This is a genomic window from Citrobacter sp. C6_1, assembly GCF_014596835.2.
GTDB classification, from domain to species: Bacteria; Pseudomonadota; Gammaproteobacteria; order Enterobacterales; family Enterobacteriaceae; genus Citrobacter; species Citrobacter pasteurii.
Window position 1 is genome coordinate 4,347,362 of the sequence record NZ_CP115031.1, and the last position, 25,987, is coordinate 4,373,348.

The following is a 25,987-nucleotide window of genomic DNA, read 5'->3' on the forward strand; positions in this document are numbered from 1 at the left end:
TCCGCATTATTGCCGGGTGGCGCGACGCTTACCCGGCCTACAAATCCCACAGACTTTTGGCAATTCCAAAATAACCACACCGAAGTGTGGTTAGAATTAAACGTACCTTTATTACTGGGTACTGGTGGTTGTCGTGGTGGTGGTTCCGGTATTAGAACCATCACCGCCACCGGTTGCCGCCAGGGCAACCCCCACCGCAGAACTTACGGTGCTCACGCTGGTCGCGGAGGAACTTCCCGCCGAAACCGACGCGGCAGCCGACCCTGCAGCCTCCCCCACCTGAACGGGGGCGGCATAGACAGACGTCGCCGCAAGCGCAGATATAGCCCACAGGCCATACACAACTTTTTTCATCACAAATTCCCTTCATTGCATGAATGGAGATTTACCCAAAAGAATTTCGGGCGAGATCGAGTATACACAAGCCAAAGTGTGCAAATTACGCCACAGGGGAATTTAGGATAATTAGATAACAAGAGAGAAAATAATTAGAATTTGATAATAAAATTAAAATAATCAATCAGTTAAAATATATAAATAAAAAATGCAATATCCGGTAAATCTGAAAACATCAGAGACAGGACAACGTTGAATGAATTATTTTAGGATTAAGCTCAATTAAGAAATGAAGCAAAGACGCAGATATCCTGGAGCATTCTTATAAAAAAGCCGATATTAATATCGGCTTTTTTATTTCATTAATGCCGGATGGCGGCTAAACGCCTTATCCGGCCTACAAGAGTGTCCTGTAGGCCTGATAAGCGTAGCGCCATCAGGCACGCCAGGACTTATAACGGTTAATCAAACCGTTGGTAGAACTATCGTGGCTGCTCACTTCGGAACCATCTTTCAGCTCTGGCAGAATACGGTTCGCCAGTTGTTTACCCAGCTCAACGCCCCACTGGTCAAAGGTGAAGATGTTCAGGATCGCGCCCTGAGTGAAGATTTTGTGCTCGTACAGCGCAATCAACGCACCCAGGCTGAACGGCGTGATTTCGCGCAGCAGGATAGAGTTAGTTGGACGATTACCTTCAAACACTTTGAACGGCACAACGTGGTCCAGGGTTGCCGGATCTTTACCCTGGTCGCGATATTCCTGCTCAACCACTTCACGAGACTTGCCGAATGCCAGCGCCTCGGTCTGCGCGAAGAAGTTAGACAGCAGTTTCGGATGGTGATCCGACAACGGGTTGTGGGTGATGGCCGGGGCGATGAAATCGCACGGAACCATTTTAGTCCCCTGGTGAATCAGCTGGTAGAACGCATGCTGACCGTTAGTGCCCGGCTCACCCCAGATGATTGGGCCAGTCTGGTAATCCACGGCGTTGCCGTTACGGTCAACGTATTTACCGTTGGATTCCATGTTGCCCTGCTGGAAATAGGCCGCGAAACGATGCATATACTGGTCGTACGGCAAAATCGCTTCGGTTTCAGCACCGAAGAAGTTGTTGTACCAGATACCGATCAGCGCCAGCAGCACCGGCAGGTTTTTCTCCGCTGGGGTGGTGGAGAAGTGTTTGTCCATTGCGTGCGCACCAGAGAGCAGCTCAACAAAGTTGTCGAAGCCCACGGACAGGATGATGGACAGACCAATTGCAGACCACAGGGAGTAACGACCGCCAACCCAGTCCCAAAACTCGAACATATTGGCAGTATCAATACCGAACTCGCCAACCGCTTTACCGTTAGTAGAGAGCGCTGCGAAGTGTTTGGCTACGTGCTTGTTGTCGCCAGCGGTCGCCAGGAACCAGTCGCGCGCGCTGTGGGCGTTGGTCATAGTTTCCTGGGTGGTGAAGGTTTTAGACGCGACCAGGAACAGCGTGGTTTCCGGATTCACTTTTTTCAGCACTTCGGCAATGTGCGTACCATCGACGTTAGACACAAAGTGCATATTCAGGTGATTTTTGTACGGACGCAGCGCTTCGGTCACCATGAACGGGCCGAGGTCAGAGCCGCCAATACCGATGTTCACGACATCAGTAATGGCCTTGCCGGTATAGCCTTTCCAACTGCCGGAGATAATCGCTTCAGAGAAGGATTTCATCTTTTCCAGCACCGCATTCACTTCCGGCATCACATCTTTGCCGTCAACGATGATCGGCGTATTGCTACGGTTACGCAGCGCCACGTGCAGCACGGCACGGTCTTCAGTACGGTTGATTTTCTCACCGGAGAACATGGATTTGATGGCACCCGCCAAATCGGTTTCTTTTGCCAGATCCTGCAGTTTAGCCAGTGTCTCTTCAGTGATGCGGTTTTTGGAGAAATCCACCAGCATCAGATCGTCAAATGTCGCGGAAAACTTAGTGAAACGATCGCTATCTTTCGCGAACAGATCCGCGATAGTAACGTCTTTCATCTCTTCAAAGTGTTTTTGTAGTGCCTGCCAGGCTGAGGTCTGCGTTGGATTGATGTTTTTCATTAGCAATACTCTTCTGATTTTGAGAATTGTGACTGAGATCGATTGTAACGCCAGCCACAGAAAAGTGTGATTGTTTTAATGCCATTGCCAGGGCATCCGCCAAACGTAGCTAAAAAGTATAGCTGTTATAAGTACTGTTACTCAGCGCTAACACAGCATGAAAAATCCGCATAATCCCAGCGTTGACAGTACAGGCTACACATTTTATTTATAAATACGGTATTTGCATTTGCGCCTGCACCGGTTTCCGTTCTGCCTTTGTGCCATGGTCGCTCTATTCATTCCCTGACACGAGGTAGTTATGACTGATGTAGTTGTCTCCAAATTTGGCGGTACCAGCGTGGCAGATTTTGATGCCATGAATCGCAGTGCTGATGTCGTGCTTTCTGATGCTAACGTACGTTTAGTGGTGCTGTCCGCTTCGGCGGGTATTACTAACCTGCTGGTCGCGCTGGCAGAAGGTCTGGAGCCAACCGAGCGCTTCGAAAAACTCGACGCCATTCGTCAAATTCAGTTCAATATTCTGGAACGCCTGCGTTATCCGAACGTCATCCGTGAAGAGATTGAACGTCTGCTGGAGAACATCACCACGCTGGCAGAAGCGGCGTCACTGGCGACCTCAACCGCACTAACCGACGAACTGGTCAGCCACGGGGAACTGATGTCTACCCTGTTATTCGTCGAGATCCTGCGTGAGCGCAACGTGCAAGCGCAGTGGTTTGACGTGCGTAAAGTGATGCGCACCAACGATCGTTTTGGCCGCGCAGAGCCCGACGTTGCGGCGCTGGCCGAACTGGCAACCATTCAGCTTGCCCCACGGTTGAACGAAGGTCTGGTCATTACTCAGGGCTTTATCGGCAGCGAAAGCAAAGGCCGCACCACCACGCTGGGACGCGGCGGCAGCGATTATACCGCCGCCTTACTGGCAGAAGCCCTGCACGCAACGCGCGTCGATATCTGGACCGATGTTCCCGGCATTTACACGACCGATCCACGTGTCGTTCCGGCTGCGCAGCGTATTGATGAAATCGCTTTTGAAGAGGCCGCGGAAATGGCGACCTTTGGCGCGAAAGTGCTGCACCCGGCAACCCTGTTGCCTGCCGTACGTAGCGATATCCCGGTGTTTGTGGGCTCGAGCAAGGATCCAAAAGCAGGCGGCACGCTGGTGTGCAATAAAACCGCGAATCCACCGCTGTTCCGGGCGCTGGCCTTGCGCCGTAAGCAGACGCTGCTGACGCTGCATAGCCTGAATATGCTGCACTCTCGCGGCTTTTTGGCGGAAGTGTTCGGCATCCTGGCACGCCACAATATCTCGGTCGATTTAATTACCACATCCGAAGTCAGCGTGGCGCTGACGCTGGATACCACTGGTTCAACTTCCACCGGCGATACACTGCTCACGCAGTCTCTGCTGATGGAGCTGTCGGCCCTGTGCCGGGTTGAAGTGGAAGAAGGCCTGGCGCTGGTGGCATTGATTGGTAACGACCTGTCCAAAGCCTGCGGCGTGGGTAAAGAGGTGTTCGGCGTACTGGAGCCGTTCAACATTCGGATGATTTGCTACGGCGCGTCCAGCCATAACCTGTGCTTCCTGGTGCCCGGTAGTGAAGCCGAGCTGGTGGTACAGAAGCTGCACCATAATTTGTTTGAATGAATCGACGTCAACGCCCGATGGCTCTTGCACCATCGGGCATTTTCACCGCATCACCGTGCCATATAACAGTCTGTCCAGTTCCCTCACATCCCCTTCCCGGCTGTCTGGTAAGGTTGGCGGGATTTCTCCTCTCTCCAGTTCGGCGCGGATAAACGTATGTAACAATGGACGACGCGGACCATACTCCGCCTCACCTGATCGCTGTTTGCGCGCCAGCAATTCGTCGATTTCATGACGCAATGGTGCATCCAGTTCACTTCCCGCCAGCAGCTCGGCAAAACGCATCGGCGGTACGCCCTTGCCCGCTTCCACCCAACGCACCGCCAACAGGGGTCGCAGAACGTAGAAGTACTTCTTCAATCGCACGTCGTCACCCTGCAAATAACCACGGAAGTTTTTCCGCGCCATCGAGTAGTAGTGCCAGCGAGCACGCAGCGGTGAAAACCATTCAGGCACCAACGCTTTCAGCGCCGACACGGTCGCGTCATCCTGCTGATAGACCACCGGCGAATCCAGCCACTCAATAAGCGTCGGGTTTGCGCCTTTAAGTAACCTCAGCGCCTTGCGCCATTCCCAGCCGCACACGTCCAGCTCATCATCTATCGGCAGCTCGATAACATCACGTGGCGCTTCGACCCGCAGATACCATTCAGGGGGATGAACATAGAGAAATCGCACGTCGTAATCGCTGTCCGGCGAGGCAAATCCCCAGCCACGGCTACCGGACTCACAGGCATACAGCACCCTGACGCCATAGCGCCGCTCAACCTCTTTTAGCTGGCGCACTACCCGTTCGCGCATTGCGCCGTCCACTGTGTTGTCGCTCATTATTCTTATCCTTTTATGTTCACAAGACCGTGCAACACCTGGTCCAGGCCACCGAATACCGAGATTTTATCGATCCGTTCCGCGACTCTTTCGAGGGTTTCCAGTTCTTTTAAGCGCAGCGCTACCGGGTTGTTTTCCATCACTTTTGCAGTATTCAACAGCGATCGCGTGGCGGCAGTCTCTTCACGACGTCGGATCACGTTGGCCTGGGCGGATTTTTCCGCTTCAACCAGTTGCGACAAAATAGCCTTCATATCGCCGGGCAGGACAATATCCTTCACCCCCAACGAAGCCACCTCGATACCAAACGGCGTCATGCGGGTTTTCACCTGCGCGCTCACCACTTCATCGATCACCTGCTTATCTTCCAGCAGTTCGTCCAGCGTGCGTGTTCCCACCGCTTCACGCAGCGCAAACTGCAATTCACGGTAAAGGTGATCCAGCGGTTTAGTCAGTTGACCAAATGCCAGCAACACATCGCTATAACGCCAGTTCGCCGCCAGGTTTAAACGCAGGTTGACCTTATCTTTGGTCAGGATCTCCTGGCCGCCAACCTCCAGCACCTGCAAACGGGTATCCACAACTTCCGCTTCAATCAGATGGTTTACCTTCCAGTATGCTGTTAACCCCGGCGGCAACAGCGCCTGAGTTTCGCCATCAATTTTCAGTACACCGACGTGCCACGCCGGAACCTGCACCGTTAAGATTGCTTCGCGACCTTTTACCGCACCGCTGCGACGGGGCTGTAACACTGCATTCATGACGTCCGTTGGCACCTGAACCTCGCGCGTATCCATACGTACCAGCGTTAACGCTTCGTCGGCTCTCCAGTACAGACGACGCGTTGCCGGTGGCAGGATCTCCTGCAAAACGCCATTGACATACAACGCCACGGCTTCGGTATCCGTCGTATCCGCGACCAGGCAGAAACGCTCCACCCACTCGGGCTGAAAGCGACGTAAATACTCCGCCAGCGTCTCAGGTATTTCACTGCCATCGGTATTTACCACCAGAACGTCAGGTGTGTTAAACCACGGTAAACGGTGTTCACCTGCATTCAGCACCTGATAGTAGTCACCCTGTCGGGATAACAGGCCAAGCTGGCCTTTACGAATAGTGATTTTCTTCATCATTTTTTATTCCTTATTGTGAGCCAGGCGCGGGTGCAGGGGCGAAGCGGCAGGGGAATTCCCTTTTGCCTGCCGCACGGCATCTTTACCGGCAGCCTGTTCTGGAGCGTGCTAACTGCGCATTGCTCCGTTTTATTTCTATGATTAACAACCAGTTTCATTGGGAGAATGAATCGGGAATCGAACCCGTTTGGTGGTCATCGGCTGACGGAACGCGCCCTGAAAACAGCCTGTGCCGTTCCTGACGTGCCGGCGGGGTTTAACCCCCTGCGCTTTCAGCGTGATTGACGCAAGTGTTATTGCCAGAAGCGTGCCAGGAATTAAAAGCGGCATGAATAATTTTTAATTAATTGATTCTCATGATTTTAATTATTTACACCAATAATGGCGGTTGTCTCGTTGGGTTAAATTTTTTATCTTTTATTCTCTTATTTATCTTTTTGGATAAACCATGCAGAAGCGACGGGTAGTGATTGGCGTACTGGGAACGGTGCTCGATAAGCGCGGCAAGCGGGCCAATCGGTTTAAGAAGTGGCGACCCACGGTTGGTCTATGCCAACAACCCGATTTCCCTGTCGACAGGCTGGAACTCCTCCACCAGCCACGCGATGAGAGCATGGCGCAACGGTTGATTGAAGACGTCGCGCTGCTTTCGCCGCGCACCAAAGTCCGCCCGCATGCCGTCACCATTAACGATCCGTGGGACTTTGAAGAGGTCTACGCCGCCTTCCTCGACTTTGCCACGCATTATGAATTTGATACGGAAAACGAAGAGTATCTGGTGCACATCACCACCGGGACTCACGTGGCACAAATCTGCTGGTTTTTGCTGACGGAAGCGCGCTACCTGCCCGCCAGCCTGCTGCAAACCAGCCCGGCGCCACGCGGTTCATCAGATGAGGCCGTCGCCGCGGGCGTCTGCTCGGTTATCGATCTCGATTTAAGCCGCTATGCCACGCTCACCAGCCGTTTTCAGCGCGAACAGCAGCAGTCGGTATCCTTTCTGAAAGCCGGGATTGATACGCGCAACGCCACCTTCAATAAACTGATCGATCGCATTGAGCGGGTGGCTCTGCGTTCGACCGACCCGATCCTGCTCACCGGCCCTACCGGCGCGGGCAAATCCTTCCTCGCGAAACGTATTTTTCAGCTACGCCAGTCGCGGCACCTGGTGGCGGGAAAACTGGTGGCGGTTAACTGCGCGACCCTGCGCGGTGACAATGCGATGTCCACGCTGTTTGGTCATGTGAAGGGGGCGTTTACCGGCGCGCTCACGGCGCGTAGCGGATTGCTGCGAGAAGCGGATGGCGGCGTGCTGTTTCTCGATGAGATCGCCGAGCTGGGGCTGGACGAGCAGGCCATGTTACTCAAAGCGATTGAAGAAAAAACCTTTTTCCCGTTTGGGTCGGACAAAGAAGTACACAGCGATTTTCAGCTGATTGCCGGCACCCATCGCGACATGCGGCAATGGGTCGCTGAGGGCCGTTTTCGCGAAGATCTCTACGCGCGGATCAACATGTGGTGCTTCGCCCTGCCCGGTCTCGCGCAGCGGCGGGAAGATATCGCCCCGAACGTCGAGTATGAGCTGCAACGTTTTTCCAGCAACAAGCAGACGCAAATCCGTTTCGATAAAGAGGCTCGCACTGCCTATCTGGCGTTTGCCTGCTCCCCACAGGCGCGATGGCGCGGCAATTTTCGCGAACTCAGCTCATCCATCGCGCGCATGGCGACACTTGCCGAACAAGGTCGCATTACCTTATCCCTTGTCGAAGAAGAGATTGCGCTGCTAAAGGAGAGTTGGCAGATAGCAAATCCGCAGCCTGAACTGAATATGGACATTGACCTGTTCGATCGCCGCCAACTGGAAACGGTGCTGGAAGTGTGCCGCCGTTGTGCGTCGCTGTCGGAAGCCGGACGCGAACTGTTCGCCGTCTCACGGCAGAAAAAAGCCAATCCTAACGATGCGGACCGCCTGCGCAAGTATTTGGCCCGCTTTGGACTAAGTTGGGAAAATCTCCGCAGCGCAACATGAACATAATTTGTTTGAATAATATTCCATCACGCGATAAACAATAACTATAGCCGGGCTCGATCCCGGCTTTTTTATAACAACACAACATCTTTAAATCGCAAGGAATACAACATGCTCGCTACTCTCACGCGGCTGTTCCCGTTATGGGCGCTGCTGCTCTCTGTTATTGCGTATTACACGCCCTCCACCTTTACGCCTGTTGGGCCATTTGTGCCGTCGTTACTGATGCTGATTATGTTCGGCATGGGCGTACACCTGAAGGTGGATGATTTTAAACGCGTACTCTCACGCCCAGCCCCGGTTGCGGCGGGTATCTTCCTGCACTATCTGGTGATGCCGCTCGCCGCATGGATTTTGGCGCTGGCTTTTAATATGCCGCCGGAATTGTCCGCAGGTATGGTGCTGGTCGGTAGCGTCGCCAGCGGAACGGCATCTAACGTAATGATCTACCTGGCGAAAGGCGATGTGGCGCTCTCCGTGACGATTTCATCGGTTTCAACCCTGGTCGGTGTTGTCGCCACGCCGCTGCTCACCCGTCTTTACGTCGACGCGCATATCCAGGTAGATGTGATGGGTATGCTGCTGAGCATTCTGCAGATCGTAGTTATTCCGATCGCTTTGGGCCTGGTCATTCATCATCTGTTCCCACGCGTCGTAAAAACCGTAGAAGCGTATCTGCCCGCGTTTTCTATGGTGTGCATTCTGGCGATTATCAGCGCTGTTGTGGCAGGTTCTGCGTCGCACATTGCGTCGGTCGGCTTTGTGGTGATTATCGCCGTTATTCTGCATAACACCATTGGTCTGCTTGGCGGCTACTGGGGCGGGAAACTGTTCGGCTTTGATGAATCCACCTGCCGCACACTGGCGATTGAAGTCGGCATGCAGAACTCCGGCCTCGCCGCTGCGCTGGGCAAAATCTACTTCGGTCCGCTCGCTGCCCTGCCCGGCGCGTTGTTCTCCGTCTGGCACAACCTTTCAGGTTCGCTGCTTGCGGGTTACTGGTCCGGGAAGGCGATTACTGAAAAGCGAAGCGCTATAAAACAAAACTGATCGCGTATAAATGGAGGGTCACCCTCCATTTATTTAAATATTCCTTTGAACCCCATCACAAAACAACAAATACCAACACAAAACAAAATCTTAATTTATTCTTTTTATTTCAACTAATTAATAAACAAACCACATGCAAATGATAATTTATCTCGATCATTTAATGTTGATTTGTTTTGTTTTAGTTGGAATTATGACTTCACTACAACACAGATAACCCCTTTACCCTATCTTTGAGGCCGCTATGAAAAAAATTGCGATTATTGGAAGCAGTGGAGGCAACCTCTACAACCTGGGTGGCGCAGAGCCAGAGAAGTTACTCCAGGAAATCTATCAGCAGTGCGAAGCCGCAGGTGTGGAAGTTGCCGCCGTGCAGTTTATCGCGGCGGAAGCCTCGATGGATGTTGCCAAACCCCACACACCGGCATCCGTGTATGCATTAACCACAGAAAACCAACAAAAACCACAACGGATATTTCAGGGCAAACTCTCAGAGGTGAACGCTTCGGTGGTCGAAAGCGATCGCCAGATTGCTGAGATGATCCGTAGCGGCGCGATCGACGGGATCGTCGTGATGAGCGCCGATCCGGGAAAAGCGAACCACGAAGTCTTCACCGCAGCTGTTGAGATGAAAACACCGATCGTTGGCACCGGGGGAACGTCAATGGCGCTGGTGGCGGCAAAAGGGGCAAATGTCGTCGCAACCTCGGGTACGACCGGCACCACCAGCCGCACCCGCGCAGTCTCCTTCGTGGCGTCTCTGTGTAAACACTGGGGCGTTAAGTACAAGCCGCAGTTGGGTAGCGCTTCACCCTCCCAGGGTGGCTCCGGAAAGAGCCTGCTCAAACGCTTTAACATTCGCAGCATTATGATCCCTGCGCTGCCTGGCTTTATCGCGATGGCGATTGTTCTCGCCCTGAGCCACATCCCGGGTCTGGAAAAACTTAACGATATTTTTGAAATCCTGCTGAAAGGCCTGCCGGTATTGGTTGCCGTGCTGGCGGCAAAACAGATTTCTGAGCTGGATGAAGTCTCAATCGTTGCCGGGGTCGTCGCCGGGGTGCTGTCCGTCGAGGGGGGTCTGATCGGCGGGATAATCGGCGGTTTGATGGCCGGGATTTTCGTTCGTTGGCTGTTTGAATTATGCCTGAACTGGCGCTTTCCGATGACCACCGTCAACATCGTCGCCGGTGGGATTTCAGGTCTTGCCGCCGGGTTGATCATGCACTATCTGTTGAGTCCGCTGGCGTTGTCAGCAGGTAATTACATCAAACTGGCTATCGAAAGCACCCTGGCTTTCAGTCCTGTTCTTGCCGGACTGCTGGCGGGGCTGGTTATCTGGCCAGCCATCCTGGGTGGTGTCTATCACGCGGTCATCCTGCCGCTGGTTCTGCTGGAGATGGAAAAATCCGGCGTCAGCTTCCTCGGCGCAGTCGATATGGTGGGTCTGGTGATGGTTGCCGCAGGGATTAACCTTGCCAACGTTATCGCCCCTCGTGAAAAAAGTGAAGCCGCCGTCGCCACACCGGGGCTGCTTATAAACCTGGGTTTCGGAACCTTCGTGGAATCTGCCTACCCCTTCATGTTCGCCAACAAAATTGTCTTTGGCTCCGCCATTTTCTGGGCCGGAATGGGCGGCATGATGCTGGGCTTCTTTAACGTTAAAGGCGTGGCCTATGTTCCCGCTTTTGCCTCGCCGTTCTTGTCCAGCAATGCGCTTCAGATGGCCATTGTGATGATCACAATAATGGCGATGACCTGTATTACCACCATTATTGCTAACCGTTTTAAGGCTGTCGTACAGAGCGAACCCGCAGCGTCAGCCCGTTAATTAATGCACCAACACCAGAGGTACACCATGTTTAAAGGCGATATGAATAAAAAACGCGCCAAAGCGTTACAGAAAGTGAAAGACGCCATTGCACTCCACGGCGGACAAACCATCCTCAGTACCGGGATCACTGGCGACGATGCGCGTCTGGCGAAAGCGGTGTGTGAGGCAGGCGTTAAGCTGCTGGAACCAAACCACCCGGCACTGGCGCTGGCGCGTGGACACAAAGGCGTGAGCAATATGCATGCAGCAGAGCAGATCCGCCATGAAATCACCAACAGCCAAATGGCTGAAGCGGTACACGGCGTGCGTAACGTGGTTCCTGACGATATTTTCATTACCGTGGGTATTGCGGGGGGTTTTACCGAAACCTTGCCCGTGCCGCTCAGTGACACTGAGATTCTGGAGATTGCCCGTGCCGGAGCCGATGGTTTACACACGCATAAATCCGACTGGGACGATCTACAGGATATCGTTAATCTCGCCCATCAATATGGTCTGACCGTTGACGCCTATATTGGTCACCCGGACGATCTACATACTTTCGGTATTCCTGCGCGTACGCCGGAAGAGGTTTCCACCGTGGCGAAGCGGATGCAGGAAATTGGCGTCGATATGATCGGCCTGATGACCGGTATGAGCTATGAAGGCGTAGCAGCAGGCGACATTCCACAGGCCATTAAAGACAGGCTGCGAGCGCTGGTTGGCGCGGTTGATGTGCCGACGCTGGCAGAAGGCGGTATTAACCTCGCCAACGCCAAAGCGTTTAAAGATACCGGAGTCAATATTCTGGTCGTCGGTACGGCAATCGACAATATGGTCTGCAACGCCGCCAAAGAGGCCGTCACACCGTTTATTGCTCAGTAAACTCAGAGGAAAGAGATATGTTGCTGGTGACCGATCTGGATGGAACGTTACTGACATCGCAGAAAACAATCAGCCCGCGCACGCGTCAGGCGCTGGTTGAGTTCCGCCAGCGTGGCGGTCTGCTGGCAGCCTGTTCCGCCAGGCCGGTCTCCTCCATGGTGCGCCTGTTACAACAGCAACAGGTAGATAAATTGTTTGCCTGGTGCGCCGGTTTTAATGGTGGGCAAATTCTGGAGATTGCGTCGCAGCATATTATTCATACTGCGGCACTCTCTTGCATGGACCTCCAGGAGATTGACCGATCTATTTCTCTTTCCTGCTACCCCCATCATTTTTTTAGCGCCGATGCTATTTATCATCGTGATGACCGACTCGTGGCACCATGGACGACTTATGAGGCCAACTTATTTGAACTACCCTTTATTTCGGCAACGCCTGAATATATTTTTAATCAGCATGATGTTTATAAAATCACATTAGTGGCAGAACAATCAAAAATAAATTCATTATGTACGGCAATGAATAATGAATTGCCCTGTGGTTATATGGCGACAATCACCGGGGGAAATTATATTGACATCCAACGTACTGAAATAAACAAAGGCTATGCTATAAACATGTTAAGGCAGCAGCTAAATATAGCGACCGAACAGGTTACAGCGATTGGCGATCAGCAGAACGATATCAGTATGTTTACCACTGCTAACATCGGTATCGCCATGGGCAATGCGCCTGATGCAGTAAAACAACACGCCACCTATGTGACGACCTCTAATGATGATGAAGGTATTGTCCGTGCGCTGGAGTGGTTGCGTTGCTTTGCGCATCCAGTTACCATGCGCCAAAGCACGACATTGGCGGAAAATAATGAACCCGATTAAAAGAAGAAAACATATTCTTGATGAATTAAATAAGTTCGGTGAAGTCACAGTCATCAAATTATCGGAAACGCTAAAAGTTACATCAGAGACCATTCGCCGTGACCTCTCGATACTGGAGTCCGAAGGACAAATTACCAAAATCCATGGAGGGGCTGTCAAAAAACAGGTCGTTCAGGAAGATGAGTTTGGCGCCCGTATAGATATACACCGCGATGAAAAAATGGCAATTGGTAAAATTGCCGCCACGATGGTTAGCGAACGCGACACATTGTTTATTGACTCCTGTACGACTAACTTAATTCTTGCTGAACTATTACCCCCACTCGCTTATTCTGTTATTACCAACTCAGCGTTAATTGCGGATAAAATTAAAGAGCATAATCTTCAGGCCCGCGTTTACGTCTTAGGTGGCGAATATGACTACCATTTTCGCGCCAATCTCGGTGTCTCGGTTTGTCAGCAAATTAACGCCATTCACGCCGATATCTGCTTCATTGGCGCAGGTGGGATTTCGCCTCAGCATGGAGTGCTGGTAAAAAGTTTTGATGAAGCGTACGTGGCGAAGTCCATGATTGCCATGAGCAAAAAAGCGGTAATTCTCGCCGACCATACCAAATTTGGTCAGGATGGGGTGATGTGTATCGCCACGTTAAAAGAAATCGATAGCATCATCACAGATAAAGGATTCAAAACAACGGGTTATACCCAGCAGGACTTTGGCGGAAAATTGCGTATTGCCTATTGAGCGCTATCAGGCTGGCCAGGATTACCGTACACTGAGAATATCGGCTAACAGAGGGCACCCGTATGGCACTCCCCCGCATTACCCAAAAAGAGATGACCGAGCGCGAACAGCGTGAACTGAAAACGCTGCTCGACCGCGCGCGCATTGCGCATGGTCGACTGCTGACCAACGCTGAGACCAACAGCATCAAGAAAGAGTACATCGATAAGCTGATGGCCGTGCGCGAAGCCGAAGCTAAAAAAGCCCGCCAGTTGAAGAAAAAGCAGGCTTATAAACCGGATTCAGAGGCGTCATTCTCCTGGTCGGCGAATACGCCAACGCGCGGCAGACGTTAACGTCCTTTCTTCTTACGCCCCGGCGAGGTAAAACGCTTGCCGTTTGCCGCCGGGCGCGATTTCTCTTTCTCCGCCGATTTTTCGATTTTCACTACCGGGCGCTTGATGCCTGCGGTGGCGGCTTTTGGCTTCGCTTTCGCCTTCGGTTTAGCTTCTGAAGAAGAATTCTCAATCAGCTTAAACAGTTCGATCAGTTCGTCATCCGTCAGGTCGCGCCATTCACCCAGCGGCAGCCCGGACAAACCGATATTCATGATCCGCGTACGTTCAAGTTTCACCACTTCATAGCCAAAATGTTCGCACATCCGACGGATCTGACGGTTCAGTCCCTGGACCAGAGTGATACGAAATACAAACGGCGCTTCTTTCCTGACCTTGCATTTCTTGGTAACAGTGCCGAGGATTGGCACACCGGCTCCCAACCCACGAATAAAGTCGTCGGTTACGGGCTTATCGACCGTCACCAGATACTCTTTTTCGTGATCGTTACCGGCACGCAGGATCTTATTCACCAGATCGCCGTGGTTGGTGAGAAAGATCAGCCCCTGGGAATCTTTATCCAGACGGCCAATGGGAAACACGCGCTTGCTGTGATTAACGAAATCCACAATGTTGTCGCGTTCGCTGTCTTCGGTGGTGCTGACAATCCCTACCGGCTTGTTCAGCGCGATAAAAACCAAATCCTCCGCTTCACGCGGCTCAATCAACCGACCATTCACTTTCACGACGTCGCCAGGCATCACCTGATCGCCAATGGTGGCGCGTTTGCCATTCAGGAAGACATTCCCTTGTTCGATAAAGCGATCCGCCTCGCGGCGCGAGCAGATTCCGCTTTCACTGATGTATTTATTTAATCGGATGGATGAGTCGGGCAGCATAATTTCTCCTGTATACACTTCATCCTTCAAGCCGTCTCTGCGTTGGCTGCCCTCACTCACCCTGGTCACATAGTTATCTATGCTCCCAGGAATTCGTTCCCTTGCCGCCTTGATACAACTTGAATGCTTTTGTGTATTAAAAGCGAAATATACCTTACCTTGCGGGCGATAAAAATAATCGTGCGCGAATGCCCGAGGGCTATTTGTGATCCGTCACACCTTTAGACACAAAAGTGTGGGTGATCCATAACTGCAATTTTGTTGGGCGAAACGAAGCAGAATCAATACATTAGCGCAACAAGCACATCTGTGCCGACATCGCACAATCGTCACATCAAATGTGCAGCACAATCAGCCAGATCAGGGCGTTGAAATAAGTGAAAATAGCTTTGAGCTGCGGAAAGAATGGGGTTATATCAGATCAAGAAGGCAATTTCGTGATTTGCACAAATGTGCAGGAGTTCAAAAATGGCGATGGAAAACAGCGATGATATCCGCCTGATCGTAAAAATAGCGCAGCTGTATTACGAACAGGATATGACACAAGCGCAAATCGCTCGCGAGCTGGGGATTTATCGTACCACCATCAGTCGCTTGCTAAAGCGTGGCCGCGAGCAGGGTATCGTCACCATTGCCATTAATTACGACTACAACGAAAACCTGTGGCTGGAACAGCAGCTAAAACAAAAATTTGGCCTGAAAGAGGCGGTCGTCGTCTCCTGCGACAGCGAACAGGAAGATGAACAGCTTAATATGATGGGCGTACACGGGGCGCAGTTACTGGAGCGCTTACTGGAACCCGGCGACATTATTGGGTTTTCATGGGGGCGTGCGGTACGGGGACTTGTTGAAGGATTATCCCCCGCCAGCCAGTCACGTCAGCTTATTTGCGTGCCGATTATTGGCGGGCCGTCCGGCAAGCTTGAAAGCCGCTACCACGTCAATACGCTGACCTACGGCGCAGCGGCAAAGCTCAAGGGGGAATCGCATCTGGCCGATTTTCCGGCGCTGCTGGAGAACCCGCTCATTCGCAATGGCATTATGCAGTCCCAACATTTCAAATCGATTTCCGCCTATTGGGATACTCTGGACGTCGCGCTGGTCGGGATTGGCTCTCCGGCGATAAGAGATGGCGCCAACTGGCACGCCTTTTACGGCAGCGAAGAGAGTGATGACCTGCATGCCCGTCAGGTAGCCGGAGATATTTGCTCACGCTTTTATGATATCAACGGCGTGACGGTAGAGACCGGTATGAGTGAAAAAACACTCTCCATCGAAACCAATAAATTAAAGCAGGCGCGTTACTCCATCGGCATTGCCATGGGGGAAGAAAAACTGAGTGGAATACTTGGTGCATTACGTGGAAATTATATTAACGGTTTAGTTACCAACAGCCATACTGCTGAATTATTGTTGAAGTAAATATATTCGAATGGGTCCTGACATAATTTATTTTATGTGGGAGCCCCTTATCTGAAATTGGGAGTTAATTATGCAAACGTGGTTAAATCTGCAGGATAAAGTCATTATTGTTACCGGCGGCGCATCCGGTATTGGGCTAGCGATTGTTGAAGAGTTATTAGCACAGGGCGCGAATGTGCAAATGGCGGATATTCATGGTGGTGAAGGTCAATATGAAGGCCATAGTGGATATCATTTCTGGCCGACAGATATTTCCAGCGTCAAAGAAGTTAATCATACCGTTACCGAAATTATCCACCGCTATGGACGTATTGATGGTTTGGTGAATAACGCAGGCGTTAATTTCCCGCGCCTGCTGGTCGATGAAAAAGCCCCCGCCGGGCAATTTGAACTCAATGAAGCCGCTTTTGAAAAAATGGTCAATATCAACCAGAAAGGTGTGTTCTTAATGTCGCAAGCAGCGGCACGCCAAATGGTAAAACAGCGTAACGGCGTGATTGTGAATGTCTCTTCAGAAAGCGGGCTGGAAGGCTCTGAGGGGCAAAGTTGCTATGCAGCCACCAAGGCCGCACTGAATAGCTTCACCCGTTCCTGGTCAAAAGAGCTGGGTAAACACGGGATTCGTGTGGTTGGCATTGCGCCTGGCATCCTGGAAAAAACCGGTCTGCGCACTCCCGAGTATGAAGAAGCGCTGGCCTGGACCCGCAACATCACCGTCGAACAGTTGCGTGAGGGTTACACCAAAAACGCGATCCCGATTGGTCGGGCTGGTCGATTAAATGAAGTCGCTGATTTTGTTTGTTATCTTCTGTCAGAACGCGCCAGTTATATTACCGGAGTAACCACTAACATTGCGGGCGGTAAAACGCGCGGCTAAGGAGGTTTTATGGTCAATGCAATCTTCTGCGCCCACGGCAAACTGGCCTGCGCCATGCTGGAATCGGTACAGATGGTCTACGGCGAGGCCAACGTCGAAGCGGTGGCATTTGTCCCGGGAGAGAACGCCAACGACATTGCAGAAAAGTTGAAAAAGTTAGTGAGCGCCAACTACGATGGTGAGTGGCTGATTGCCGTCGATCTACAGTGCGGCAGTCCATGGAACGCCGCCGCAACGCTGGCAATGCAAAACCCCGCCATACGCGTTATTAGCGGGTTGTCTCTGCCTTTGGCACTGGAGCTGGTCGATAACCAAAGCAGTATGAATGTGGATGAACTGTGCAAACACCTGACGACCATTGCTCAACAAACCTGTGTCGTCTGGCAACATCTGGCAACGACCGAAGAGGATTTCTGATGAACATTACCCTTGCACGTATTGATGACCGCTTGATCCACGGTCAGGTCACTACCGTCTGGTCGAAAGTGGCAAATGCCCAGCGGATTATTATCTGCAATGATGAGGTATATAACGATGAAGTTCGCCGAACATTATTACGCCAGGCCGCCCCGCCGGGGATGAAGGTCAACGTCGTGAATATCGAAAAGGCAGTCGCGGTTTACCATAATCCGCAATATCAGGACGAAACCGTTTTTTATCTTTTTACCCGTCCGCAAGATGCCCTGGCAATGGTAAAACAAGGGGTAAAAATTGCCACGTTAAATATTGGCGGCATGGCCTGGCGACCCGGTAAAAAACAATTAACCAAAGCGGTCTCATTAGATGACGACGATATTCATGCTTTTCATGAGTTAGCTAAATTAGGCGTTTCGCTGGATTTACGCGTCGTCGCATCAGACCCATCAATTAATATTCTTGAAAAAATAAAAGAACAATCGCTCGCTGAATAAATAAAAACGCCTGTGTATTTATGCTGTAACAGGCAGGGATGATCACATTCACAAGGTGACATATTATGGAAATAAGTACCCTACAAATTATCGCCATATTTCTATTTTCCTGTATTGCCGGAATGGGCAGCGTGCTGGATGAGTTCCAGACCCACCGCCCGCTCATCGCCTGTACCGTTATCGGCCTGATCCTCGGTGATTTAAAAACCGGGATTATGCTCGGCGGTACGCTGGAGTTAATCGCACTTGGCTGGATGAACGTTGGCGCTGCACAGTCTCCCGATTCGGCACTCGCCAGTATTATCTCCGCCATTCTGGTGATTGTCGGGCAACAGAGTATCGCCACCGGTATCGCCATCGCTCTGCCAGTCGCGGCAGCAGGCCAGGTACTGACGGTATTCGCCCGTACCATCACCGTGGTGTTCCAGCACGCGGCGGATAAAGCCGCCGAAGATGCCCGCTTTCGCACCATCGATTTGCTGCACGTTTCCGCTCTGGGCGTACAGGCGCTGCGCGTCGCCATTCCGGCGCTGATTGTCTCGCTGTTTGTCAGCGCGGACATGGTCAGCAACATGCTGAATGCCATTCCGGAATTCGTCACCCGCGGGCTGCAGATTGCCGGAGGATTTATCGTGGTGGTCGGTTACGCCATGGTGCTGCGCATGATGGGCGTGAAGTACCTGATGCCCTTCTTCTTCCTCGGATTTATCGCCGGGGGTTACCTCGATTTAAGTCTGCTGGCCTTTGGCGGCGTGGGCGTGATTATCGCGCTGGTCTACATCCAGTTGAACCCACAGTGGCGTAAGGCTGAACCACAGGCGCAAGCCGCCTCTTCTCAAGCCCTCGACCAGCTTGACGACTAACGGAGCCCATCATGGAACAGAAAAAACTGACCAAATCCGACCTGTTTAGCATGTTTGTTCGCTCCAACCTGCAACAGGCGTCATTCAACTTCGAGCGCATTCATGGGCTGGGCTTTTGCTACGACATGATCCCCGCCATCAAGCGCTTGTATCCACTGAAAGAGGATCAGGTTGCCGCACTCAAACGTCACCTGGTGTTCTTCAATACCACCCCTGCCGTTTGCGGTCCGGTGATTGGCGTCACCGCCGCAATGGAGGAAGCACGCGCCAACGGTGCGGAAATTGACGATGGCGCGATCAACGGCATCAAAGTCGGCCTGATGGGCCCGCTGGCCGGTGTTGGCGATCCGCTGGTATGGGGTACGCTGCGCCCGATTACCGCCGCGCTTGGCGCCTCTTTAGCGCTCTCCGGCAACATTCTCGGCCCATTATTATTCTTCTTTATTTTCAACGCAGTACGCCTGGCGATGAAGTGGTACGGCTTACAGCTTGGCTTTCGTAAAGGCGTCAACATCGTCAGCGACATGGGTGGCAATCTGCTGCAAAAGCTGACTGAGGGAGCATCGATTCTCGGCCTGTTTGTGATGGGAGTACTGGTCACCAAATGGACCAGCATCAACGTGCCGCTGGTGGTATCGCAAACGCCTGGCGCAGACGGTACCACCGTCACCATGACCGTGCAGAACATTCTCGACCAGCTCTGCCCCGGCCTGCTGGCGCTGGGTCTGACGCTGCTGATGGTGCGTCTGCTTAACAAGAAAATTAATCCGGTATGGCTGATTTTCGCCCTGTTTGGCCTGGGGATTATCGGTAACGCACTGGGCTTTCTGTCCTGATTTTTCGCCCCGATGAGAAGTCGGGGCTCCTGTCAAAACTGAGGTGGAACAATGAAAACAACAGCTTTACGCCTTTATGGTAAACGTGATCTGCGCCTGGAAACCTTCGACCTTCCTGAAATGCAGGATGACGAAATTCTGGCTTCCGTCGTGACGGACAGCCTGTGCCTCTCTTCCTGGAAAGAAGCGAATCAGGGTGAGAACCATAAAAAAGTACCGGACGATGTGGCCACCAACCCGATTATCATCGGCCACGAATTCTGTGGCGATATTATTGCCGTGGGAAAAAAATGGCAGCATAAGTTTCAGCCCGGCCAGCGCTATGTCATCCAGGCCAACCTGCAACTGCCGGATCGCCCGGACTGTCCGGGATACTCCTTCCCGTGGGTAGGCGGTGAAGCCACCCACGTCATTATTCCTGATGAAGTCATGGAACAAGACTGCCTGTTGGCCTACGAAGGCGAAACGTACTTTGAGGGTTCACTGGTAGAACCGCTTTCTTGTGTAATTGGCGCATTCAACGCCAACTATCACCTGCAGGAAGGCACTTATAACCATAAGATGGGTATTCGTCCGCAGGGACGAACGCTGATCCTCGGTGGCACCGGGCCGATGGGGCTGCTGGCGATCGACTACGCGCTGCATGGTCCGGTAAACCCGGCGTTGTTGGTGGTGACTGACACCAACAACGATAAGCTGAGCTACGCCCGCAAGCACTACCCATCAGAACCACAAACGTTGATCCACTATCTCCACGCCGAGGATGCGGCGTATGACACGTTGATGGCGCTGAGCGGCGGTCACGGGTTCGACGATATCTTTGTGTTTGTGCCGAACGAGCAACTGGTCACGCTGGCCTCTTCCCTGCTGGCAGCCGATGGCTGCATGAACTTCTTTGCCGGTCCGCAGGATAAACAGTTCAGCGCGCCAATTAATTTCTACGACGTGCACTACGCCTTCACTCATTACGTGGGGACATCTGGCGGTAATACCGACGATATGCGCATGGCGGTTAAACTTATTGAAGAGCAGAAAGTCCAGGCGGCAAAAGTAGTGACGCACATTCTGGGGCTGAATGCGGCAGGTGAAACCACGCTGGAACTGCCAAAAGTCGGTGGCGGGAAAAAACTGGTCTACACCGGCAAGGCCTTTCCGTTAACCGCACTCACCCAGATTGACGATCCAGCCTTACGTGACATCCTGGAACAACATCAAGGGATTTGGTCGCAGGAAGCCGAACAGTACGTATTGTCTCATGCCGGGGAGATTTAACATGATTAACCGCGACACTCAGCTGTGCATGTCGCTTGCCGGTCGCCCCGGCAACTTTGGCACGCGTTTTCACAATTATCTGTATGCAAAGTTAGGGTTAAATTTTATCTACAAAGCCTTTACCACGCAGGATATTGAGGCCGCAGTTAAAGGCGTTCGCGCGCTGGGTATCCGCGGTTGCGCGGTCTCAATGCCGTTTAAAGAGAGCTGTATGCCGTTTCTGGATGCCATCGCCCCTTCCGCAAAAGTGATTGATTCCGTCAACACCATCGTCAATGACAGCGGCACGCTGACGGGATTTAACACCGACTATATTGCGGTAAAAAGCCTGATTACCAGCCACCAGCTTGATAACCGCGCACGCGTCATGATCCGCGGTAGCGGTGGAATGGGCAAAGCGGTCATCGCCGCGTTTCGCGATGCCGGTTTTCGTGATGTGATTATTGCCGCCCGTAATCGAGAAAGCGGCCCTGCGCTGGCAAAACAGTACGGTTTCCAGTGGCAGCCGCAGCCGGATGGAATTGCCTGCGATATTCTGGTCAACGTGACGCCCGTCGGCATGGCGGGCGGTAAAGAGAGTGATGCACTGGCCTACAGCGAAGCGATGGTTGCTGCCGCCAACGTGGTGTTTGACGTGGTCGCCCTACCGCCGGAAACACCGGTGATTAAGCTGGCGCAGAAGCTGGGTAAAAAAACCATCAGCGGCGCAGAGGTCATTGCCTTACAGGCGGTGGAGCAATTCGCCATGTACACCGGCGTGCGCCCGGATGACGCGCTGATTGCCGAAGCCGCAGAATTTGCGCGGGCGGGGTAAGAGAGCAGGAACAGAGCGCCGGGGATGGGCGCTCTAATAACCATTAATCAGAAAATCAATCGCATCTCGAAGTTCTGCCCTGTTTGCGGTCAGATCTCCCACAAAGTTACCCACATTCTTCACAGGTATGCCTGTCATCATGTACGTCATCACCACATAGGCTTGCCCACCAATGCTAACAATCGGGCAAATTTTAGCTGGCGGGACTTCGTTGGGAAACTGGCTTAGCGCGATAACGGGTGCGACCAGTACATGCTGCAAAACAGCGGCTACCGGATGCTGTAAGCTAATTAAAAACGGATAAATGCTTTTTCCACTTCCTGTATTCTCATAAGCGCAATACTGCTCCATCAGAATGTCCTTTGAAAATCACTGAACGAACCGTTTTCTTCCACCCATTGATTTAATGCTGCTATAGATTTTTTATTATCCCGCAGCCATTCATCGCGTTTGTTCTCACGAAATTTTTCGATTAGGGCTTCGGTTAAAACCGCTGACAGATTGATTTTAAGCTTGCGCGCCTCTTCCAGGATCTCTGGAGCCAGAGAGACATTAACTGATTTTTTTACCTTCGACATAGTGCGCATGATAACCCCCATAGCAGTGCGCATGACATACCTAAGGTTAGCGTAATAAGCGAGCATTTCCTATTCCCCGACCAGCAAATCATCATGTCACACTAAGATGGTTGCACAGGTCTGTCACGCCCCGAAGAAGAAGTCTGCGAGGCGCTTTCCAGATTAGTTTAGGGAGTCGCTGACAAACAATTGCTGGTCAGCTTTCGCTTCCAAATGCGCCAGCGCGGGAATCAACTGGCTGATGTTTACCAGACTGTGTCCTAACTGGCATATGCTCTCATACGCAAAATGTTCCTGACCTTCACCCGCCATTGTCAGCAGGCTTTCGCCCATAAAATTCAGCGTCTGGTACAACCCTGCCAGCGCCTCTTCACAGCCAAACGATAGCGCCAGATTTTCTTCGGTGGTGAGATGGCGACAATCAAGATGGCGAAACGCCTCGGCGAGTGGAGAATAAAGCAGATCGGCCTGTGGAATGGGAGAAGAAGACGCAAAACAGGCGTTAGTGGTACTATTAGCATCAGCCATAGCATTACCTCGTATAATGTTGTGGTTAGAAGCTCGGTATGTGTTCGCGCACTGCCGGGCTTCGTTGTTTCTGTAAGAGAATTGACTTACACTTGTCTTACGATTACCAATGTAAATCAGGTGTCAGACACATGTCAACGGTAGAATTCAAAAAGAAAGGCAACAAACAAATCGCGTTACGTGTCGAGCCGGAACTGGAAGCAGGGATTCATAAAGCGCTTTCAATGGATGGTGACGCTTCAATATCCGCATGGATTAAGCGCATTATCAGGAAAGAGCTGAAGCAGAAAGGAATTGAAGTGTAACAGGCAGTAGTTTATATCGCTTTTCTGAAGGTCTGTTTAGAGCGAACAGCGGAAGTTCGGAATAAATACTGACATAGACGTGTTTTCTTGCGGTGGCCAGTTTTTGTTGACCACTTCATTGTACCTAATCTTGGAGGTTGATCAGTTAACCCTCATTTTTGCGGGTTAACTGAAGTTAGGCTTACTGTGTATAGATAAAACAAGCGTTTTTCCAAGTTACCTTAGAAAAAGCCTTAAGTTAGAAGCCGTTCCTCGTAATCGTCGGTTGTGGGCATTTTTCCGATCTCTGTCATGCGACACACTAATCGGGATAAAAGCACTCGTACCTCAATTATATGCTCAACTAAAAAGTTATCTGACGTAGCTCCCCCATGCACTGCCTTCGAACGGTAGTCATACAGCTTCTTAACCCTACGATAGGTGGCTAAACGATCAGGCCCTCGCTCCTCAAGATATGCTGCGGCCATAAGAGCAAGACGAAAACGAAGCTCTGAATTGATTCCAAAGAGCGCTTCAAATCCTGCCCATAAAGCAGCAGCAGCCATTCTCAAATTCGCGTGTTGGTTGTGAGTTGTTAAAGAATCAATAGCGAGCCGGAATGCTGGTTGCTCTAGCAGATCTATCCAACGCTTGAGATTCTCTTGAACCCAGTCGAGAGACTCTAGTGATATCTCTACACTTGGGCTTATTCTCCGAACTGCCGGCACGTCCTCAAGAAGTTGGACTTCACACGAGTTGGCTTGAAGAGCAGGGAATACATCCCAAGATGCACTTGCTACTGCAGGAACAAGTATATCGGTGAGTGTGCGGCATCGGATCGCGGATATGATCCACCATCCGATAGTCAGGTCTGATTGAGAAAATTTCGACTCACTGCTTTGCAACGCAAGCTCATGCGTAACTGCGGGCATATGACGAGCAACAGCGCTGAGTAGCGACTTGCTCTTAAGCGCTTTGGCTAACTCTATCTCTCCTGGTGGATGAAGTACCTCCCTTAATTCACCTACGTCTTGGAAAACATAAGGCCCGTTTCGAAACGTCAATCCTGACAAAGCGAAACAGATCTCATTCTGACTGGATAAACTAGATATTCGAGTTGCAGCGTATTTCTTGCGAGACTCGAAGTAGTTAAGTAAACCTGACAATTTTTCTTTGTTGATTTCCATATTCCCAAGCTTAGAATTTTCGCTATTGTGTACCGTATATTACACAATAGCTTAGTTAGGGCGTAGGCGTCCGCTTTTGGCACAAACCCGACGCTGAAAACCACGCTGGCAGTGATAAAGGCGCTGGGTATTGGATTGACCGTTAAAGCTTGAATGGGGAAATCAGCCAAAGCTTACTTTCAGCGTGCCCTGCACATTACCCTCTTTTCCTACCACAATCTCCACATCGCGGCCCAGTTTCACCAGACATTCGAGCATCTTTGCTTCACTGATACCACGAAACTGACCACGTAGCAGGTTGGAAAGTTTAGGCTGCGTCATTCCCAGTAGCTGCGCAGCCTGCTGCTGCGTTAACCCTTTGCGTTGCAAAATCTCACCAATCACCATTGCCAGTTGCGCTTTCAACTGCATCTGTTCTGCGTCATACGCGCCTAAATCGGCGTAAACATTACCGCTACTGGCTTCCACTTCATGTGACATATCCACTCTCCTGCGCATGGCGCTGTGCAGCCTTGAGCCGCTGATAAATCAGGTCAATTTCAGGTTTCGGGGTTGCCTTCCCGGAAACGGATTTCTTCTGAAAAACATGGAGAACATAAACCGCATTTTTCAACTGGATGGTGTAAACCGCCCGCCAGGCGTTGCCGTGATGATCCTCAACGACTTCCAGAACCCCCGCGCCACCAAATCCTTTTAATGATTTAGTCTGCGAATGCTGTTTACCCTGCTGCGCAAGCCAAAGAGCAAACCCAAACGTATCCCGAACATGTTCCGGCATCCCCTGCAGATCTTTCCTGGCATGCCCAACCCAGTAAAGTGGTTTCGTCATCCCTCCCCCTTAATTATATCCATATAGGTATAAAACACCATCACCCGCCTGAAGAATAAATCAACAATCTCGTTTTCAGCCGAATTAAAACGCCAGTCTGCGAGCCGCTTTCCAGAACCTCACTTCCAACATCGTGAGCCATATCAGTGAGGCGTTATACTGACGGTGGTAACATGACTGCGGTTTGTAATTTTCTGATTACATGGAGAAATGATGGAACTGCTTTTATTGAGTAACTCGACGCTGCCGGGCAAAGGCTGGATGGAACATGCGCTTCCGCTGATCGCAGAGCAACTGAATGATCGCCGTACGGCGGTGTTTATTCCGTTCGCCGGCGTGACGCAAACCTGGGATGAGTACACGGCGAAAACGGCAGCCATCTTTGCGCCAATGGGCGTTAACGTTACCGGTATTCATACCGTTGCCGATCCAATTGCCAGCCATTGCAAACGCAGAGCTGGTGATTGTCGGCGGGGGTAACACCTTCCAGTTGCTGAAAGAGAGCCGCGAGCGCGGGCTGCTGACGCCGATTGTGGATGTCGTCAAACGCGGTGCGCTGTATATCGGCTGGAGCGCGGGTTCCAACCTCGCCTGCCAGACCATCCGCACTACCAACGACATGCCGATTGTCGATCCCAAAGGTTTTGATGCGCTGGGTCTGTTCCCGCTGCAGATTAACCCACATTTCACCAACGCGCTGCCGGAAGGCCACAAAGGCGAAACGCGTGAACAGCGTATCCGCGAACTGCTGGTGGTTGCGCCAGAGCTGACGGTGATTGGCTTGCCGGAAGGTAACTGGATCAAGGTGAGTCACGGTAAGTCCGTGCTCGGCGGCCCGAACACCACGTATATCTTTAAAGCGGGTGAAGAGGCGGTTGCTGTTGAAGCAGGCCACTGCTTTTAGTTGATTTGTTGTCTGATGCCGGATGGCGGCTT

Annotated in this window: 28 protein-coding genes and 1 pseudogene; 18 read left to right on the forward strand and 11 right to left on the reverse strand. The window is 51.7% G+C overall.

Annotated elements, in window-relative coordinates; genetic code table 11:
• Positions 1–111: 111 nt before the first annotated feature.
• Together yjbE and pgi are read right to left on the reverse strand one after the other, a co-directional pair.
• Positions 112–354, reverse strand: a complete 243-nt coding sequence (gene yjbE / locus IB196_RS20805; protein ID WP_040229828.1) for an exopolysaccharide production protein YjbE — start codon at positions 352–354, stop codon at positions 112–114.
• A 418-nt stretch (positions 355–772) separates the two neighbouring features.
• The gene (gene pgi / locus IB196_RS20810) at positions 773–2,422 is read right to left on the reverse strand and encodes a glucose-6-phosphate isomerase (RefSeq protein ID WP_003826559.1); all 1,650 of its coding nucleotides are present in this window, start codon (positions 2,420–2,422) and stop codon (positions 773–775) included.
• 301 nt (positions 2,423–2,723) lie between these two features.
• Here pgi and lysC point away from each other — a divergent pair, with 301 nt between their 5' ends.
• Positions 2,724–4,073 (forward strand): lysine-sensitive aspartokinase 3, encoded by a 1,350-nt coding sequence (gene lysC / locus IB196_RS20815; RefSeq protein WP_188232232.1) that lies wholly within the window; start codon positions 2,724–2,726, stop codon positions 4,071–4,073.
• A gap of 42 nt (positions 4,074–4,115) precedes the next feature.
• Here the strand turns inward: lysC and IB196_RS20820 are convergent, their stop codons facing one another.
• Positions 4,116–4,901, reverse strand: coding sequence for a nucleotidyltransferase domain-containing protein (locus tag IB196_RS20820; protein ID WP_005120782.1), 786 nt, complete (start codon positions 4,899–4,901; stop codon positions 4,116–4,118).
• A gap of 5 nt (positions 4,902–4,906) precedes the next feature.
• Positions 4,907–6,034, reverse strand: a complete 1,128-nt coding sequence (locus IB196_RS20825; protein ID WP_040229834.1) for a slipin family protein — start codon at positions 6,032–6,034, stop codon at positions 4,907–4,909.
• Positions 6,035–6,482: 448 nt separating this feature from the next.
• Between IB196_RS20825 and rtcR the strand changes: the two genes are divergently transcribed.
• The 7 genes from rtcR to IB196_RS20860 all read left to right on the forward strand — a co-directional run bounded on the left by rtcR (position 6,483) and on the right by IB196_RS20860 (position 13,772).
• Entirely contained in the window at positions 6,483–8,063 is a 1,581-nt protein-coding gene (gene rtcR / locus IB196_RS20830) for an RNA repair transcriptional activator RtcR (RefSeq protein WP_188232231.1), read from the forward strand.
• A 111-nt stretch (positions 8,064–8,174) separates the two neighbouring features.
• Positions 8,175–9,113 carry a ketopantoate/pantoate/pantothenate transporter PanS gene (gene panS, locus IB196_RS20835; RefSeq protein WP_040229837.1) on the forward strand — a complete coding sequence of 313 codons (939 nt, stop codon included), beginning with the start codon at positions 8,175–8,177 and terminating at the stop codon, positions 9,111–9,113.
• A 244-nt stretch (positions 9,114–9,357) separates the two neighbouring features.
• Entirely contained in the window at positions 9,358–10,944 is a 1,587-nt protein-coding gene (locus IB196_RS20840; RefSeq protein WP_182289538.1) for a PTS sugar transporter, read from the forward strand.
• Positions 10,945–10,971: 27 nt separating this feature from the next.
• Positions 10,972–11,811 (forward strand): histidine biosynthesis protein, encoded by an 840-nt coding sequence (locus IB196_RS20845; protein WP_188232230.1) that lies wholly within the window; start codon positions 10,972–10,974, stop codon positions 11,809–11,811.
• Between the two features lie 17 nt (positions 11,812–11,828).
• Complete coding sequence (locus IB196_RS20850; protein WP_005132776.1) at positions 11,829–12,692, forward strand: Cof-type HAD-IIB family hydrolase; 864 nt, start codon at positions 11,829–11,831, stop codon at positions 12,690–12,692.
• Positions 12,679–13,437 carry a DeoR/GlpR family DNA-binding transcription regulator gene (locus tag IB196_RS20855; RefSeq protein ID WP_005132777.1) on the forward strand — a complete coding sequence of 253 codons (759 nt, stop codon included), beginning with the start codon at positions 12,679–12,681 and terminating at the stop codon, positions 13,435–13,437. Before IB196_RS20850 ends, IB196_RS20855 begins: the two co-directional genes overlap by 14 nt.
• Positions 13,438–13,499: 62 nt before the next feature.
• A complete protein-coding gene (locus tag IB196_RS20860) occupies positions 13,500–13,772 on the forward strand; it encodes a DUF3811 domain-containing protein (protein WP_188232229.1) in 273 nt (90 codons plus the stop codon).
• Here IB196_RS20860 and rluF read toward each other — a convergent pair.
• On the reverse strand, positions 13,769–14,650 hold the full coding sequence (rluF, locus tag IB196_RS20865; protein WP_149691927.1) for a 23S rRNA pseudouridine(2604) synthase RluF: 882 nt from the start codon (positions 14,648–14,650) through the stop codon (positions 13,769–13,771). The genes IB196_RS20860 and rluF overlap by 4 nt on opposite strands.
• A 474-nt stretch (positions 14,651–15,124) precedes the next feature.
• Between rluF and IB196_RS20870 the strand changes: the two genes are divergently transcribed.
• From IB196_RS20870 to IB196_RS20905, 8 genes are all read left to right on the forward strand, one after another.
• The gene (locus IB196_RS20870) at positions 15,125–16,072 is read left to right on the forward strand and encodes a sugar-binding transcriptional regulator (RefSeq protein ID WP_188232245.1); all 948 of its coding nucleotides are present in this window, start codon (positions 15,125–15,127) and stop codon (positions 16,070–16,072) included.
• Between the two features lie 70 nt (positions 16,073–16,142).
• The gene (locus IB196_RS20875; RefSeq protein ID WP_005132786.1) at positions 16,143–16,949 is read left to right on the forward strand and encodes an SDR family oxidoreductase; all 807 of its coding nucleotides are present in this window, start codon (positions 16,143–16,145) and stop codon (positions 16,947–16,949) included.
• Between the two features lie 9 nt (positions 16,950–16,958).
• The gene (locus IB196_RS20880) at positions 16,959–17,366 is read left to right on the forward strand and encodes a mannose/fructose/sorbose PTS transporter subunit IIA (RefSeq protein ID WP_005132790.1); all 408 of its coding nucleotides are present in this window, start codon (positions 16,959–16,961) and stop codon (positions 17,364–17,366) included.
• Positions 17,366–17,860 carry a mannose/fructose/sorbose PTS transporter subunit IIB gene (locus IB196_RS20885; RefSeq protein WP_005132792.1) on the forward strand — a complete coding sequence of 165 codons (495 nt, stop codon included), beginning with the start codon at positions 17,366–17,368 and terminating at the stop codon, positions 17,858–17,860. The genes IB196_RS20880 and IB196_RS20885 overlap by 1 nt, the downstream gene beginning before the upstream one ends.
• A gap of 65 nt (positions 17,861–17,925) precedes the next feature.
• On the forward strand, positions 17,926–18,723 hold the full coding sequence (locus tag IB196_RS20890) for a PTS mannose/fructose/sorbose transporter subunit IIC (protein WP_005132794.1): 798 nt from the start codon (positions 17,926–17,928) through the stop codon (positions 18,721–18,723).
• An 11-nt stretch (positions 18,724–18,734) separates the two neighbouring features.
• Complete coding sequence (locus IB196_RS20895) at positions 18,735–19,559, forward strand: PTS system mannose/fructose/sorbose family transporter subunit IID (protein ID WP_005132797.1); 825 nt, start codon at positions 18,735–18,737, stop codon at positions 19,557–19,559.
• A 51-nt stretch (positions 19,560–19,610) separates the two neighbouring features.
• Positions 19,611–20,831: an L-sorbose 1-phosphate reductase gene (sorE, locus tag IB196_RS20900; protein ID WP_005132800.1), complete on the forward strand. Its 1,221-nt coding sequence runs from the start codon at positions 19,611–19,613 to the stop codon at positions 20,829–20,831.
• Position 20,832: 1 nt separating this feature from the next.
• Positions 20,833–21,645, forward strand: a complete 813-nt coding sequence (locus IB196_RS20905; RefSeq protein ID WP_188232228.1) for a shikimate 5-dehydrogenase — start codon at positions 20,833–20,835, stop codon at positions 21,643–21,645.
• Between the two features lie 33 nt (positions 21,646–21,678).
• Here IB196_RS20905 and IB196_RS20910 read toward each other — a convergent pair whose 3' ends face one another.
• The 3 genes from IB196_RS20910 to IB196_RS20920 form a co-directional block, all read right to left on the reverse strand.
• Positions 21,679–21,996 carry a CcdB family protein gene (locus IB196_RS20910; protein WP_040229857.1) on the reverse strand — a complete coding sequence of 106 codons (318 nt, stop codon included), beginning with the start codon at positions 21,994–21,996 and terminating at the stop codon, positions 21,679–21,681.
• Positions 21,996–22,289 carry a type II toxin-antitoxin system CcdA family antitoxin gene (locus IB196_RS20915; protein WP_188232227.1) on the reverse strand — a complete coding sequence of 98 codons (294 nt, stop codon included), beginning with the start codon at positions 22,287–22,289 and terminating at the stop codon, positions 21,996–21,998. Before IB196_RS20915 ends, IB196_RS20910 begins: the two co-directional genes overlap by 1 nt.
• 96 nt (positions 22,290–22,385) lie before the next feature.
• A complete protein-coding gene (locus tag IB196_RS20920) occupies positions 22,386–22,751 on the reverse strand; it encodes a hypothetical protein (RefSeq protein WP_005132806.1) in 366 nt (121 codons plus the stop codon).
• Positions 22,752–22,882: 131 nt separating this feature from the next.
• Here IB196_RS20920 and IB196_RS20925 point away from each other — a divergent pair, with 131 nt between their 5' ends.
• The gene (locus IB196_RS20925) at positions 22,883–23,056 is read left to right on the forward strand and encodes a hypothetical protein (protein WP_182289548.1); all 174 of its coding nucleotides are present in this window, start codon (positions 22,883–22,885) and stop codon (positions 23,054–23,056) included.
• A 233-nt stretch (positions 23,057–23,289) separates the two neighbouring features.
• On the opposite strand, the gene IB196_RS20930 is transcribed toward IB196_RS20925, so the two are convergent.
• The 3 genes from IB196_RS20930 to IB196_RS20940 form a co-directional block, all read right to left on the reverse strand.
• The gene (locus IB196_RS20930; RefSeq protein WP_188232226.1) at positions 23,290–24,222 is read right to left on the reverse strand and encodes a HEPN domain-containing protein; all 933 of its coding nucleotides are present in this window, start codon (positions 24,220–24,222) and stop codon (positions 23,290–23,292) included.
• A gap of 162 nt (positions 24,223–24,384) precedes the next feature.
• Complete coding sequence (locus tag IB196_RS20935) at positions 24,385–24,702, reverse strand: helix-turn-helix transcriptional regulator (protein WP_188232225.1); 318 nt, start codon at positions 24,700–24,702, stop codon at positions 24,385–24,387.
• Complete coding sequence (locus tag IB196_RS20940) at positions 24,692–25,051, reverse strand: type II toxin-antitoxin system RelE/ParE family toxin (RefSeq protein WP_032938228.1); 360 nt, start codon at positions 25,049–25,051, stop codon at positions 24,692–24,694. Before IB196_RS20940 ends, IB196_RS20935 begins: the two co-directional genes overlap by 11 nt.
• 213 nt (positions 25,052–25,264) lie before the next feature.
• Here IB196_RS20940 and pepE point away from each other — a divergent pair.
• A pseudogene (pepE, locus tag IB196_RS20945) lies at positions 25,265–25,955 on the forward strand (dipeptidase PepE).
• Positions 25,956–25,987 lie beyond the last annotated feature (32 nt).